General features: G+C 72.0%; 15 protein-coding genes. 9 read left to right on the forward strand and 6 right to left on the reverse strand.

What is annotated here, in order from left to right; translation table 11 throughout:
- The first annotated feature begins 116 nt into the window (after positions 1 to 116).
- Positions 117 to 755 carry an isochorismatase family protein gene (locus NITAL_RS17940; protein WP_052667543.1) on the forward strand — a complete coding sequence of 213 codons (639 nt, stop codon included), beginning with the start codon at positions 117 to 119 and terminating at the stop codon, positions 753 to 755.
- Between the two features lie 137 nt (positions 756 to 892).
- Here NITAL_RS17940 and NITAL_RS17945 read toward each other — a convergent pair whose 3' ends face one another.
- Positions 893 to 1,291: a winged helix-turn-helix transcriptional regulator gene (locus tag NITAL_RS17945; protein ID WP_052667544.1), complete on the reverse strand. Its 399-nt coding sequence runs from the start codon at positions 1,289 to 1,291 to the stop codon at positions 893 to 895.
- A 98-nt stretch (positions 1,292 to 1,389) separates the two neighbouring features.
- Here NITAL_RS17945 and NITAL_RS17950 point away from each other — a divergent pair, with 98 nt between their 5' ends.
- Positions 1,390 to 1,791 carry a nuclear transport factor 2 family protein gene (locus NITAL_RS17950; RefSeq protein ID WP_052669467.1) on the forward strand — a complete coding sequence of 134 codons (402 nt, stop codon included), beginning with the start codon at positions 1,390 to 1,392 and terminating at the stop codon, positions 1,789 to 1,791.
- Positions 1,792 to 1,867: 76 nt separating this feature from the next.
- Here NITAL_RS17950 and NITAL_RS17955 read toward each other — a convergent pair whose 3' ends face one another.
- Positions 1,868 to 2,302 (reverse strand): CBS domain-containing protein, encoded by a 435-nt coding sequence (locus tag NITAL_RS17955; RefSeq protein WP_211262494.1) that lies wholly within the window; start codon positions 2,300 to 2,302, stop codon positions 1,868 to 1,870.
- A gap of 84 nt (positions 2,303 to 2,386) precedes the next feature.
- On the opposite strand from NITAL_RS17955, the gene NITAL_RS17960 reads away from it, so the two are divergent.
- From NITAL_RS17960 to NITAL_RS17970, 3 genes are read left to right on the forward strand one after another with little or no spacing between them, the layout of a single operon-like run.
- Positions 2,387 to 3,187: a chlorite dismutase family protein gene (locus NITAL_RS17960; protein WP_052667545.1), complete on the forward strand. Its 801-nt coding sequence runs from the start codon at positions 2,387 to 2,389 to the stop codon at positions 3,185 to 3,187.
- Positions 3,184 to 4,596 (forward strand): class I adenylate-forming enzyme family protein, encoded by a 1,413-nt coding sequence (locus NITAL_RS17965; RefSeq protein WP_052667546.1) that lies wholly within the window; start codon positions 3,184 to 3,186, stop codon positions 4,594 to 4,596. The genes NITAL_RS17960 and NITAL_RS17965 overlap by 4 nt, the downstream gene beginning before the upstream one ends.
- Entirely contained in the window at positions 4,593 to 5,147 is a 555-nt protein-coding gene (locus NITAL_RS17970) for an NUDIX domain-containing protein (protein WP_052667547.1), read from the forward strand. The genes NITAL_RS17965 and NITAL_RS17970 overlap by 4 nt, the downstream gene beginning before the upstream one ends.
- Before the next feature lie 69 nt (positions 5,148 to 5,216).
- On the opposite strand, the gene NITAL_RS17975 is transcribed toward NITAL_RS17970, so the two are convergent.
- Positions 5,217 to 6,179 (reverse strand): DUF2804 family protein, encoded by a 963-nt coding sequence (locus tag NITAL_RS17975; protein ID WP_052667548.1) that lies wholly within the window; start codon positions 6,177 to 6,179, stop codon positions 5,217 to 5,219.
- Positions 6,179 to 6,838 (reverse strand): endonuclease NucS, encoded by a 660-nt coding sequence (gene nucS / locus NITAL_RS17980; RefSeq protein WP_052669786.1) that lies wholly within the window; start codon positions 6,836 to 6,838, stop codon positions 6,179 to 6,181. The genes NITAL_RS17975 and nucS overlap by 1 nt, the downstream gene beginning before the upstream one ends.
- Positions 6,839 to 7,053: 215 nt before the next feature.
- Between nucS and ychF the strand changes: the two genes are divergently transcribed.
- The 3 genes from ychF to NITAL_RS17995 all read left to right on the forward strand — a co-directional run bounded on the left by ychF (position 7,054) and on the right by NITAL_RS17995 (position 9,920).
- Positions 7,054 to 8,160: a redox-regulated ATPase YchF gene (gene ychF / locus NITAL_RS17985; RefSeq protein WP_052667549.1), complete on the forward strand. Its 1,107-nt coding sequence runs from the start codon at positions 7,054 to 7,056 to the stop codon at positions 8,158 to 8,160.
- A 60-nt stretch (positions 8,161 to 8,220) separates the two neighbouring features.
- Positions 8,221 to 8,409, forward strand: a complete 189-nt coding sequence (locus tag NITAL_RS17990) for a hypothetical protein (RefSeq protein ID WP_052667550.1) — start codon at positions 8,221 to 8,223, stop codon at positions 8,407 to 8,409.
- Between the two features lie 95 nt (positions 8,410 to 8,504).
- Positions 8,505 to 9,920, forward strand: a complete 1,416-nt coding sequence (locus NITAL_RS17995) for an ABC1 kinase family protein (protein ID WP_052667551.1) — start codon at positions 8,505 to 8,507, stop codon at positions 9,918 to 9,920.
- Between the two features lie 22 nt (positions 9,921 to 9,942).
- Here the strand turns inward: NITAL_RS17995 and NITAL_RS18000 are convergent, their stop codons facing one another.
- The gene (locus tag NITAL_RS18000) at positions 9,943 to 10,404 is read right to left on the reverse strand and encodes a GNAT family N-acetyltransferase (RefSeq protein WP_052667552.1); all 462 of its coding nucleotides are present in this window, start codon (positions 10,402 to 10,404) and stop codon (positions 9,943 to 9,945) included.
- 164 nt (positions 10,405 to 10,568) lie between these two features.
- On the reverse strand, positions 10,569 to 12,368 hold the full coding sequence (locus tag NITAL_RS18005; RefSeq protein WP_052667553.1) for an AMP-dependent synthetase/ligase: 1,800 nt from the start codon (positions 12,366 to 12,368) through the stop codon (positions 10,569 to 10,571).
- A gap of 241 nt (positions 12,369 to 12,609) precedes the next feature.
- On the opposite strand from NITAL_RS18005, the gene NITAL_RS18010 reads away from it, so the two are divergent.
- A complete protein-coding gene (locus NITAL_RS18010; protein WP_052667554.1) occupies positions 12,610 to 13,413 on the forward strand; it encodes a crotonase/enoyl-CoA hydratase family protein in 804 nt (267 codons plus the stop codon).
- Positions 13,414 to 13,444 lie beyond the last annotated feature (31 nt).

The following is a 13,444-nucleotide window of genomic DNA, read 5'->3' on the forward strand; positions in this document are numbered from 1 at the left end:
CGCTTGCGTTCTACCGTGATCTCCACATAGGCTCATCACGGCATCGAGGACGTCCTGCCGTGATGCCGCCGCCGTCTCTCCACGGCGGTTCACCGTTCAGAGGGAGCACCGCCACCATGACCAGCCCCGTCCGCGCGCTCGTCGTCATCGACGTCCAGAACGAGTACTTCGACGGTCCGCTCGAGATCCAGTACCCGCCCCATGCCGAGTCCCTGCCGAACATCGCCGCCGCGATCGACGCCGCCACCGCCGCTGGCCTGCCGATCGTCGTCGTCCAGCACACCGCCGGCGACGAAGCGCCCGTGTTCAACCCCGGCCGTCCGGGCTTCGCCCTCCACCCGGAGGTCGAGAGCCGCCGCACAGACTCCTGGTTCTCGATCACGAAGCAGTACAACAGCGTGTTCGCCGGCACGGAGCTGTTGGGCTGGCTGCGAGAGCGCGACATCGACACGGTCACGTTCGTCGGGTACATGACCAACAACTGCGTGATCTCGTCGGCCGCTGCAGCTGCTGACCAGGGCCTGGGCGCCGAGGTGCTGTCCGACGCCACCGGCGCCATCAACATCGCCAACGACGCCGGGTACGCCGATGCAGAGGCCGTCCACACGACGCTCATGACGCTGCTCCACTCCAACCTCGCCTCCGTGAGCAGCACTGCCAAGTGGACCGAGGCACTGCAGGCCGGCACGCCACTGCCCGGTAGCGACCTCGTGACCTCGGCGCTGACCGGAACCCAGCGCGCCATTCGAACCTGACGGCGCCGGTCCGCACCACGGCGACATCGCAGATCCACGATCGCTCGTGATCGCGATGGCGATGGCGATGGGACCACGCATGAGGGTCACCTCAGCGAAGCCCATCCGTGCGTCCTGAGCTCGGCTCCGGTCCGAGATCAGGGCCGCAGGGGGCGCCCGCTGGGGATCCGCTGCTCGTCGTACTCCTCGCGGGCGGCCAACACGCTGGAGAAGTTGTCCTCCGCCCACCGCCCGAGCGCCTGCAGGGGCTCGTGCAGCGTCCGGCCGAGTTCGGTCAGCTCGTACTCGACCCGTGGGGGCATCTCGTCGTAGGCGTGCCGCGACACGATCCCGTCACGCTCGAGCTCGCGCAGGGTCTCCGCCAGGACCTTGCCGCTGATGCCGCCGACGGCGGTGCGCAGATCACCGAAGCGCTTCCGCTGGCCACTGAGGACGATCACGATCATCGCCGTCCACTTGTTGGCGATCCGCGCGAGGGAGGTCCGCGACGGGCAGGTCGACTGGAGGATGTCCCAGGTGGGTGTGGACGCCGTCACGGTCACTCCTCGTCTCGCTTCGCCAGTTACGTTGAGGTAACAGGTTACCGTATGTCACCATGCGACTTCCACGACCCACGACCCTGAGGATGCTCCTCATGACCGACCAGACTCCGGTGGCTGTCGCCACCCGCTACTTCGACGCCCTGCGCTCCGGCGACGTCCCCGGCGCGATGGCGCTGTTCAGCCCCGACATCGTCTGGCACCAGCCCGGCAGCAACCGCTTCTCGGGTGTCCGCCGCGGCCCCGCCGAGGTCGGCGCCATGATCGGCGACATGATGGGGGTCAGCCAGGGCACCTTCCAGCTCGCCGTCACCGGCTCGCCCATGCCCAACGGCGACCAGGTCGCCGTGCCGGTCCGGTTCACCGGGACCCGCGAGGGCGCCTCCATGGACATGGGCGGGATCGACCTGCTCACCGTCCGCGACGGCAGCATCGTCGAGGTGGCGCTGTTCTCCGAGGACGGCCCGACCGAGGACGCGTTCTGGGGTCAGGGCTGACCGCACGAGCCGTCCGGCCAGCCCGGGCGCGCCAGCGCGAGGTGATCGCGTGCCGCGCCTCGGCGGCGCCCGGCGGTCAGTAGCTGCCGGAGACGTAATCGGTCAGCTGCTCGGCCTGGGTGGCGAGCTCGTCGATGCGGTGCTTGACCACGTCGCCGATGGACACGATGCCGACCAGGCGACCGTCGTCGATGACCGGGACGTGGCGGAACCGGCCCTCGGTCATCAGGTGCATCAGCTCGTCGATCGTCGCGTCGGGTCCGCAGCTGTGCACCGGTGAGGTCATCACCTCGCCGACGGTGAGCTCGAGCACGTCCGGGTGGACGGCCAGCTGGCGAACGACGTCGCGCTCGGAGAGCACACCGACGGCGGTCTCCCCCTCGACCACCACGATCGCGCCGACGTTGCGATCGGCCAGCCGGCGCACGGCTTCCCCGACGCTGGCATCCGACGTGATCGTCAACACGTCGGAACCCTTGGTCTGCAACACCCGCTGGATCGGCACGCTCACGTTCGTCCTTTCCCGTCGTCCGTGGCTCCCGGGCCAGCATCGCACCGCGGTAGCCTCCTGGCTAGTCGTCCCACGAGGTTGCCCGTGCTCGAGCCCGTCACGCCCAGCGAGGGCTGGCCCGTCCTCCACCTGTTCCTGACGGTGGATCACGGGCAGGTCCCCCACCTGCCGCCCGGTGCCGCCAAGGACCTCGCCGACGTGCTCGGACGCTGGCAGGAGTCGACCCAGCTCCACGTGTTCAGCACGCTCGGCCACAAGTCCGACGTGATGCTCATGGCGATCGACCCCGACCTCGGCAAGCTGCGGGCCCTGCAGACCGAGGTCCAGGGCTGCGAGGCTGCCGCCGCCCTCGAGCTGACCTGGTCCTACCTGTCGCTGACCGAGGCGGGCGAGTACGTCACCACCGGCGAGCAGTACCGCGAGGAGATGGCCGCCAAGGGCGTGACCGGCGAGGACCTCGACACCCGCGTCGAGCAGTTCGTCGAACGCATGGCCACCTACGTCGACCACAAGCTGCACCCGCAGATGCCCGAGTGGGAGCTCGCGTGCTTCTACCCGATGTCGCACCGCCGGGAGGGCGACGACAACTGGTACTCGCTCGACTTCACCGAGCGCAAGCGCCTCATGCACGACCACGGCAAGAGCGGTCGGGCCTACACCGGGCGGGTGCTGCAGTTGGTGTCCGGGTCGACCGGTCTGGACGAGTGGGAGTGGGGCGTGACCCTGTTCGCCCACGACCTCGCCGACCTCAAGGACATCGTCTACACGATGCGCTACGACGAGGCGTCGGCGCGGTACGCGGAGTTCGGCGACTTCGTCATCGGTATCCGCCGCTCCCCCACCGACCTGGTGGCCGAGGTCGGCCTGGACCGCTCCGGCCGGTGACGGCCGGTTCGACCCAGGCCGCGATCGCACGCGGCGTCACGTTGCTGCACCGCATCGGTGCCGCGCCCGGCGACCGGGTGGTCGTCCAGCTCGGGCAGGACCTGACCACCTTCGGGGTCCTGGCGGCCGCGTGTCTCGAGGGCGTGGTCACCGTCCCGCTGCCGGCCGACCTACCGGCAGCCGAGCGGCGCGAGATCGTTCTGGACGCCGACCCGTCGGCCATCGTGGCGGACCCGACGCTGGTGCGCCGCGATCCGGCGGCGGACGTCGACGTCCCGGTCCACGCGACCGAACCGGCCACCCTGGGCGCCCTGCCCGGGACCGACCCGTCCGCGGCGTGGCCACGGACGCGGCCGATGGCCTACACGTCGGGGACCACCGGTCGCCGCAAGGGTGTCTATGTGGGGGTCCACGACCCTGACTGGGGGCGGGCGGTCCACGCCGACGAGCTCGCGGCCTTCGACCGCCGGCACGGTGACCACCACCTGGTGGTCTCGCCGCTGTACCACTCCGGCCCGTTGCGGTTCGCGCTGGTGACGGCGCTCACGGGCGGCGAGGTGACGGTCCTGCCGAGCTTCGACGCGGCCGGGTGGCGGGCGACCCTGCGTGCGCAGCGGCCGGACTCGGTGTTCTGCGTCCCGACGCACCTGCACCGCCTGCTCGCCCTGCCGGATCTGGAGCGCGGCGACCTCGCCTCGCTCCAACTGCTCGCCCACGCCGGTGCGCCGTGTCCCGAGCCGCTCAAACGCCGGGTGCTGGACGTCGCGCCCGAGGGCAGCGTCTGGGAGTTCTACGGGTCCACCGAGGGACAGTTCACCGTCTGCCCCCCGCAGGTGTGGCGTGCGGCGCCCGGCAGCGTCGGCCGGGCGCGGGCCGGCTCCCGCATCGAGGTGCGACGCGAGGACGGCGCGGTGGCCGCCGAGCACGAGGTCGGCACGGTGTGGTGCCACGCCCCCGGACACGCGCGGTTCCGCTACTGGCGCGACCCCGCCCGCACGGCGGCCGCCTGGGACGGCGACGCGTTCACCGTCGGCGACCTCGGAGCCCTGGACGGCGGTGGCCGTCTGCGCCTGGCCGGCAGGCCGGGCGACCTCGTCATCTCGGGCGGGGTGAACGTCTACCCGGCACGGGTCGAACGCCTGCTGCTCACCGAGGAGGGGGTCGCCGAAGCGGTGGTGTTCGGGGTCCCGGACGAGGAGTGGGGCCAACGCGTGGTCGCGGCCGTCGTGCCCTGGCCCGGCGCGACGCTCGATCCTGGACGGCTGTGTGGTGCCCTGGCCGCCCAGCTCCGCCGCGCCGAGGTGCCGCGGACCATCATCGTGGTCGACGAACTGCCCCGTACGGCCACCGGCAAGGTCCGGCGGGTCGGGCTGGCCGAGGCGTTCGACGGCACCTGGGACACGACGTGAGCGCGCCCGCCCGGGGCGACCGCCTGGCCGAGGTGCTCGACCACCTGGCGGGCCACACCCCCGCGGACGCGATCGAGGCCCGGTCCCTGTCCCGGACCCTGGCGTTGACCCGGTGGTTGCCGGCGCCCTTCGACGAGGACGCGGACGCGACCCACCTGACCGGATCGGCGATCGTCGTCGACCGCCGTGGCCACGTGGTGCTGCACCGGCACAAGCGCCTCGGGCTGTGGCTGCAACCCGGCGGGCACGTCGATCCTGGCGAGAGCGCTGCCGAGGCGGCGGCCCGCGAGACGCTCGAGGAGACCGGGCTCGTCACCGACCACCACGGCGGCGCTCCCCACCTCGTCCACGTCGACGTCCACCCGGCGCCGCGCGGGCACCTGCACCTCGACCTGCGCTACCTGCTGGTGGCCGATCGCAGCCAGGCGCTGGCCCCCGGAGCCGGCGAGTCGCCCGACGTCGGCTGGTTCACCCCCGACGAGGCGTGCGCGATCGGGGACGGCAGCGTCGCCGCGGCCGTCCGCGCCGCCGAACGCCACCTCGCCCGGTGACGTCAGCCTGCGACGGTGACGCCCGGACGCTGCAGGACGCCTGGTTGGCGTCACCCTCGGCGGCTGGCGTCACCAGACAGCGAGGTGGTCCTCGGCGACGCCGGCCATCGTGACGGCCGTCGCGGTCCCGTCCGGGCCGGCGAGCGTGCCGGTCCACCGCCCGAAGGGTTGGGTGTAGGCCGACGTCACCACCACGAGTCGCTCGTCGGCGCTGCGCACGCCCGCGGTGGCCAGGCGCAGGTCGGTTCCCGGTCCACGGACCTGCCACTCGCCCGTGGGGTCCGTGTCGGCCGGGGCGAGGTCGCTGACCTGGAGCCGGTGGGGCACGCCGTCCCACCAGACCACGTCCTCACCGTCCTCCTGGCCGTTCATGCCCGTGGAGGTGTTGATCCCGACCCGCCGCCCGTCCGTTGCGACCCCGGCGCCAGCCGCCCACCGCCACGTGGTCCGGCGGTCCTGGCGACCGGCGGTCCAGTCCGACCAGCCCCCCGCCTCGGGCCCGAGGGCCACCTCCGGCCCACGCCCGAGGTGGACCTCGCCAGCGACCGGTGTGCCGGCGGCCTTCCGCGTGACGTTCCAACCGCCCCCCGGGGTCCGGGTGGCGAGGGTGGCGGGGGTCACCTGATCCGTGCTGCGCACGTCCGCGCGGAGCCGGCCCACCGCCGTCGGGACATCGAGGTCGATCGACCCATCGCCCCCGAGGAGGATCGAACCGCCGCCGGCCCGGGCGCCGGCACCGTGGCCGGGGACCGCGCCGACCCGTACCCCGCGCGAGAGCGGCAGCGTGCGTTCCCACGTGGCGGTCACGCCCCCGACCGTCGCGAACGCGAAGGCGACACCGACCGCCCCGAGGTCGACCACGGCCGCGCCGACCAGCGTCCGCGCATCGCCTGCGGCCACGTAGGTCCAACGGCGGACGCGCCCGCGCCGCGGGGCCGTCGGTACCGGGTCGGTGGTCACGTCCCCGGCGAAGAGGCCACGGCGCAGGCCACCGGCCGCGTGCTCCAGCGGGGCCCCGCCGATCCGCGCCATCAGAACAGCCGGAGGTGCGCGTCGTCCTCGCCACGCAGGCGGGCGATGTCGACCTCGACGCAGCCGATGCCGCGAGAGGCGGCGAGCACACGGGCCTGCGGCTTGATGATGGTCGCGGCGAAGACCCCTCGGACCGGGGCGAGCAGCGGGTCACGTTGCATGCGTTCGAGGTACCGCGTCAGTTGCTCGACGCCGTCGATCTCGCCGATGCGCTTGATCTCGACGGCGACCGCTGCACCCGCACGGTCCCGGCACAGCAGATCGACAGGGCCGAGGTCGGTGCGGAACTCGCGCTGCACGCACGTGAGGCCGTCCTCGAGGTGGCCGGGATGGTCGGCCAGCAGCTCCTGGAGTTCCTTCTCGACCCCGTCCAGCGTCAGGCCCCGCTCGGTGTCGAGCTCGACGCTGGTGTCCGACAGCACCTCCTCGAGCTCGATGGTCAAGATCTCGCCCTTGGGGTTGGTGACCACCCAGCGGGCGTCCTGTTCCTCGAGCGTGTTGGGCGCGTTCATCCAGTTGAGCGGCTTGTAGGCCCCGACGTCGGCGTGGATGGCGACGCACCCGTCGGCCTTCACCATGACGAGGCGCACGGCCGAGGTCAGGGTGGACGACAGACGGCCGGCGTAGGTGGCCGAGCACCGCGCGACGACGAGCCGCACCGGGACCTCCAGGTTCACGGACCGGTGGGCGGTCCCCCCCGGGCTCGGCCTGTCCGAGCGGTCCGGACGCTACCAGCGGGCACCTGCCGGCCGGGGCCCGCGCGACGGCGGGCGGCGTCGGGTGGCGTCGGGTGGCGCGACGGGCTGGCGCTACGCTCGCGGGTCGACCCCCGGCTCACGTGCGGGTCGTGCCCCTCCCTTCACACGAGGCTCCCGTGGCGCTGCAGGTCGGTCTGGTCGGGCTGCCGAACGTCGGTAAGTCGACCCTCTTCAACGCGGTCTCCCAGGCGGGGGCCGAGGCGGCCAACTTCCCGTTCTGCACCATCGACCCCAACGTCGGCGTGGTCGCGGTGCCCGACGAGCGGCTGACGCGCCTGGCCGAGCTCGCGGCATCGAAGAAGGTGGTGCCGACGGCCATCGAGTTCGTCGACATCGCTGGCCTCGTCGCCGGCGCGTCGAAGGGCGAGGGGCTCGGCAACCAGTTCCTGGCCCACATCCGCGAGGTCGACGCGATCTGCAACGTGGTGCGTTGCTTCGACGACGACGACATCGTGCACGTCAGCGGCTCGGTCGACCCGGCCCGCGACGTGGAGATCATCACCACCGAGCTCGTGCTCGCCGACCTGGCCACGGTCGAGAAGCGCCTCGACCGGGCCAACCGCACGGCCCGGACCGGCGACAAGGACGCGATCCGTGAGCGCGACGTCATCGAGGCGCTGCGCGATCACCTCGGTGACGGTCGGGTCGCGCGGACCTTCCCCGGTGAGCTGCCGCCAGCCGTGGCCCGCGAACTGTCCCTCCTGACCGCCAAGCCGGTGCTGTACGCGGCCAACGTCGCCGAGGACGACCTCGGCCAGGGTGGCGAGGCACGGGGCAACCCCTACGTCGAGGTGGTGCGCAAGCTCGCCGAGGAGGAGGGTGCCGAGGTCGTGGTCATCTCGGCCCAGGTCGAATCCGAGCTGGCCGAACTGGCGGGTGACGAGCGCCAGGAGTACCTGGACGATCTCGGCCTGGACCGGTCCGGGCTCGAACGTCTCATCGACCGCGCCTACCAGCTGCTGGGCCTCTTGACCTACTTCACCGCCGGCCCGCAGGAGGCCCGCGCCTGGACCGTCCCGAGCGGTTCGACCGCGCCGCGAGCCGCACGCGAGATCCACACCGACTTCGAGCGGGGGTTCATCAAGGCCGAGGTCATCGCCTACGACGACTACGACCGGCTCGGGAGCGAAGCCGCCGCCCGGGATGCCGGTCGCCTGCGCATCGAGGGCAAGGAGTACGTCGTCGCCGACGGGGACGTCATCCACTTCCGGTTCAACGTCTGACCGGGCGCCGACCCGGCACCATGGCTCCTACCCCGCTCACCGACACCGAGGAGGCCCCCGGTGGCCCGCTCCGAGCCCATCACCCGCCTCGAGGTCGCTGCGTGCCCGACGCACCGGATGGACGTCAAGCACTACGTCCGCCACGAGGTCGGGTGCGACTGCCTGAACGATGCCCGACGCACGGCCCTGGCCACCCGGCTGGCCGAGGCCCGTGCCGAGGGCAACCCCCTCGCCGAGATGGCCGAGTGACCCGGCCGGAGCCCGGGCCGGACACGAACAGGTAGGGCACCCTCGGACCACCGCTGCCCCCGGGACGACCGCAGGGCACCGCAAGGAGCACGGACGTGGCCGACGAGCGCAGGAGCGGGCGAACCTCCCTCGGCGGCCGCGTCCAGCGTGGTGCCCGCCTCGCTCGCGCCGGCGCCAAGGGTGCCGCCGGCATGACCGCGTCGCGGGCCCGACGTCTGACCGGCGGCGACCCCCGCGAGGCGGAGCTCCACGCCCGCCTCGCGAGCGACCTCGCCGACGTCCTCGGGGAGATGAAGGGCGCGGCCATGAAGCTGGGCCAGCTCCTCAGCTTCGTGGACCTCGACCTGCCACCCGAGGTCCAGACCGCCTACCACGAGGCGCTGGCGACCCTCCGCGACCAGGCACCCGCGTTCGACCCCGGAGCCATCGACGAGGTGCTGCACGCCGCCTACGGCGAGGGCCCCGAGCACGTCTTCGCGTCGTTCGATCCGACGCCCCTCGCGGCCGCCTCGATCGGGCAGGTCCACGCGGCCAAGCTCCACGACGGGCGTGAGGTCGTGGTCAAGGTCCAGTACCCGGGCGTGGCCGACGCGGTCCGTGCCGACCTGCGCAACGCCGAGTCGTTCGCGCCTCTGGCGCGGCTGGTCTCGCCCAACCAGGAGGTGGGACCGCTCCTGGACGAGCTGCGCGAACGCGTCTTCGACGAGCTCGACTACGAACGCGAGGCCCAGTACCAGCGCGCGTTCGCGACCCGCTACGAAGGTCACCCCTACATCCACGTCCCGGACATCGTCGGCGAGCTGTGTCGCGAGCAGGTCCTGGTCTCCGAACGCATCCACGGGCGCAGCTTCGACCAGCTCGTCGCCGAGGGGTCCGAGGACGACAAGCAGCGGGTCGGCGAGATCATCTTCCGGTACGCGTTCGGTTCCATCGGCCGCTTCCGGCTGTTCAACGGCGACCCGCACCCCGGCAACTACCTCATCGAGGACGGTCCAGACGGCCTGCGGGTCGCGTTCCTCGACTACGGCTCGGTCAAGCTGTTCAGCCGCGAGCGGTACGCCTCGATGCGACGCATCGAGGCCGCCATGAGCCTGGCCGACCAGGACGGGGCGATCCTCGCGCTGCGTGAGGCCGGCTTCCTGCCACGCAGCGCCAAGGTCGACGAGTCAGCCGTCTACGAGTGGTTCCGGCTGTACACCAAGCCGGTGCTCGCCGAGCAGCCGTTCACCTTCACCTCCGAGTTCGCCGCGGAGGTGATCCGCTCGTCCGCCGATCCCCGCAGTCCCCTGGCCGACGTGGTGCGGCGGCTGAACCTGCCGTCGGACTACCTGCTGCTCAACCGCATCCAGTGGGGCCTCAACAGCGTGCTGGCGCGTCTCGGGGCGACGGGCAACTGGCGGGCGATCCGCGACGAGTACCTCGAGGGTGGCGGTGGCCCCGCGACCCCGCTCGGTGAGCTGGACGCCCGCTGGTGGCGGGACCGCGATCCGGCGGTCGACCCGCCGGCCTGAGCCTCACCCAGCCTGACGGACGTCAGGACAGCGGGAGGTGAGCCACCACCTGGTCGCCGAGCATCTGCCCGTCACGAACGAAACCCAGTGCGTCGTAGAACGGCCCTGGCCCGCCGGTTCCGTCGAGGTAGAAGACCGTCAGTCGCGAGGCTCCGCGACGGCCCGCCTCCGCGGCGACCTCGGCGACCGCGAACCGTCCGACACCGCGCCCCTGGTACGCGGCGTCGATGTTCAGCCGCCACACGGCGTCGAGCGGCCCCTCGTCCCACCACGGCGGCGGTTCGGGACGGAAGCCCCCCATCACGAAGCCGACGATACGTCCCCCGTCCGCGATCGCCCGTGGCCACGCTGCCTCGTCGACGTAGGCCTCCGCCAACGACACGGCGACGTCGGCCACGAACCGTCGCTGCTCGGTGGCGACCGCGACGGCGAGGACGTCGTGGACGTTGTCCTCGTCGATGGTGCGCAACTCGTACCGGCTCATGCGACCGTCCTGTGCTGCTCTCGGCCCCGCTCCAGTGGGGGGACGTTCACGAAGCTAGGCCGTGCCGAGGACAGCCTGCGTCCGCGGTCCGTGGGCGCGCCCACCGGCCCGAACGTGGTGCGGCCCCGGTCACCAGGACCGGGGCCGCACCGTGATCGCTCGGGTCAGCGCTTGACGCCGGAGTAGATCTCGTCGATGACGTGGCCGTGCTTCTCGCCGACCACGTGGCGCTTGACCGACATCTTCTGGCTGAGCTCGACCCCGACCTCGAAGTCCTCGGGCAGGATGCGGAAGGTGCGGATCGACTCGGCCTTCGACACCGCCTTGTTGGCGTCGTCGACGGCGTTCTGGATCTCGGCCTTGAGGTCCTCGTCGTCGACGAGGTCCGCGATCGACTTGCCGCCCTTGCCGTGCTCCTCGGCCCAGGCCGGGAAGGCCTCCGGGTCGATGGTCACGAGGGCCGCGATGAACGGCTGGTCGTCGCCGACGACCATCACCTGGCTGACGAGCGGGTGGGCGCGGACCCGGTCCTCGAGCACCGCGGGGGCGACGTTCTTGCCGCCGGCGGTGACGATGATCTCCTTCTTGCGTCCGGTGATGCGCAGGTAGCCCTCGCCGTCGAGCGCGCCGAGGTCACCGGTGTGCAACCAGCCGTCCTCGCTGAGGACCTCCTTGGTGGCTTCCTCGTTCTTCCAGTAGCCCTGGAAGACGTGACCGCCCTTCAGCAGGATCTCGCCGTCGTCGGCGATGCGCACCGAGGCCCCGGGGATGGGCTTGCCCACCGAACCGATGCGGAACGCATCCGGACGGTTGATGGTCGCGCCGGCGGTGTTCTCGGTCATCCCGTAGCCCTCGAGGATCAGGATGCCGACGCCGTTGAAGAAGTGCCCGAGACGCTCACCGAGCGCCGCGCCACCCGAGACCGCGTAACGGACGTTGCCACCGACGGCCGCGCGGAGCTTGGAGTAGACGAGCTTGTCGAAGACCGTGTGCTGGAGCTTGAGACCGAGCGGCACCTTGCCGCCGGAGGTCGATGCGCGGGAGAACTCCTCGGCCACGGACGCGGCCTTGTCGAAGATCTTGCCCTTGCCGTCGGCGTGCGCCTTCTGCTGCGCGCCGTTGAACACCTTCTCGAACACCCGCGGGACGGCGAGGAGGAAGGTGGGCTTGAACATCCCGAGCTCCTCCATGAGGTTCGGGATGCCGGTCGAGTACCCGAGCGTGACGCCGGCGCGGATCGCCGAGGTCTGGATGATGCGCGCGAAGATGTGCGCGAGGGGCAGGAACAGCAGGGTGCGTTCGCCCTCGCGGAAGAACTCCTTGGCGCCCGACTCGACCTGCGAGGCGTCCCACACGAAGTTGCCGTGGGAGATCGAGCAGCCCTTCGGACGGCCGGTGGTGCCCGAGGTGTACACGATGGTGGCGAGGTCGCTGCCGACCACGGCATCCGCGGTCGCGCGGGCGTCGTCGTCGCTGATGCCGGCGCCGGCCTGCTTGAGCTCCTCGACCGCACCCTCGTCGATGACGAACGCGTGCTCGCAGCCGGGCAGGTTGGCGGCGACCGACTCGTAGACGCCCTTGAGCTGCGACGACTCGATGACGATGGCCTTGGCCTCGGAGTCCGAGACGATCCACTCGATCTGTTCGGCCGACGAGGTCTCGTAGATCGGGACGCTGACGGCGCCAGCGGTCCAGATCGCGATGTCGAAGACGGTCCACTCGATGCGCGTGGCCGAGTAGATGCAGACCTTGTCGCCGGGCTTGATGCCCTTGGCGATCAGGCCCTTGGCGACGGCGAGGATCTCGTCGGCGAACTGGCGGTTGGACCACTCCACGAAGCGGTCACCGACCCGGTGGGCGACGGCCGGAGCGTCCGGACGGCGCTCAGCGGCGGCCCAGACGGCACGGGTCAGGTTGTCGGACGGGTCGATCGCGACCTCGCCCGGGCTGGTGTACTCCTGCACGACATCTCTCCCGACGGTGAGCTTCCCGGACAGCGCGCCCGCGTCCGCTTCCCGGACACCGGCCCTCTCGTCGCCGAGCCTAGCAACCGGAGAAGGGCCGCAGAACGGCCATCTGAGGCGGTTCTCGCGCTCACAAGCCGACCTCGACGTCGACGTCAGCACCCGACCGGGAACCCCGATCCGGGGTCGTCCCGTTAGCCTCGACCCGGGACGCGCACGGGCGACCGAGGTGGGAGCGACGGTGAGCGAGCAGCGGACCTCGGTCGGACCCGGGGTGCACGTCGAGCGGAACGGACCGGTCCTCGTGGTCACCATCGACCGCCAGGACGTCCGCAACGCCGTCGACGGCCCCACGGCGTCGGCCCTCGACGCAGCGTTCGACCGCCTGGACCACGACGACGACCTCGCCGCCGCGGTCCTGACCGGTGCCGGGGGGACCTTCTGCGCGGGGGCCGACCTGCACGCGTTGACCGAGGAGGACCGGCGCAACCGGCTGGAGGAGACGCTCGACGGGCCCATGGGGCCGACGCGACGCCGGACCCGCAAACCCACGATCGCCGCGGTGGAGGGCTACGCGGTCGCCGGGGGGCTCGAGCTCGCCCTGTGGTGCGACCTGCGCGTGGCCGCCGAGGGCGCGACCTTCGGGGTCTTCTGCCGCCGGTGGGGCGTCCCGCTCATCGACGGAGGCACGGTGCGCCTGCCGCGGGTCGTCGGGCTCGGGGTCGCGCTGGACCTCATCCTGACGGGCCGTCCGGTGGACGCCGAGGAGGCGCTCCGGATCGGGCTCGCCAACCGCGTCGTGCCGACCGGGACCGCTCGCGACGCCGCGGTCGCCCTCGGCACGCTCCTGGCGGGGTTCCCGCGCGAGACCATGCTGGCCGACCTCGACGCCGCCAGGCGAGCCTTCGACGCCCCGCTCGACGAGGCGCTGCTGGCCGAGCACCGGTCGGGGACCGCGGCGCTGCTGGCCGGCGGAGCGGCCGACGTCGTGCGATTCCAGGCGGGGGACGGACGCGGTGGACGCTTCGAGGCTCCTCCGCTCTAGCCTCGCGCTCCCTCCCACCGCTCCCCCCCGA

Source organism: Nitriliruptor alkaliphilus DSM 45188 (genome assembly GCF_000969705.1).
GTDB classification, from domain to species: domain Bacteria; phylum Actinomycetota; class Nitriliruptoria; order Nitriliruptorales; family Nitriliruptoraceae; genus Nitriliruptor; species Nitriliruptor alkaliphilus.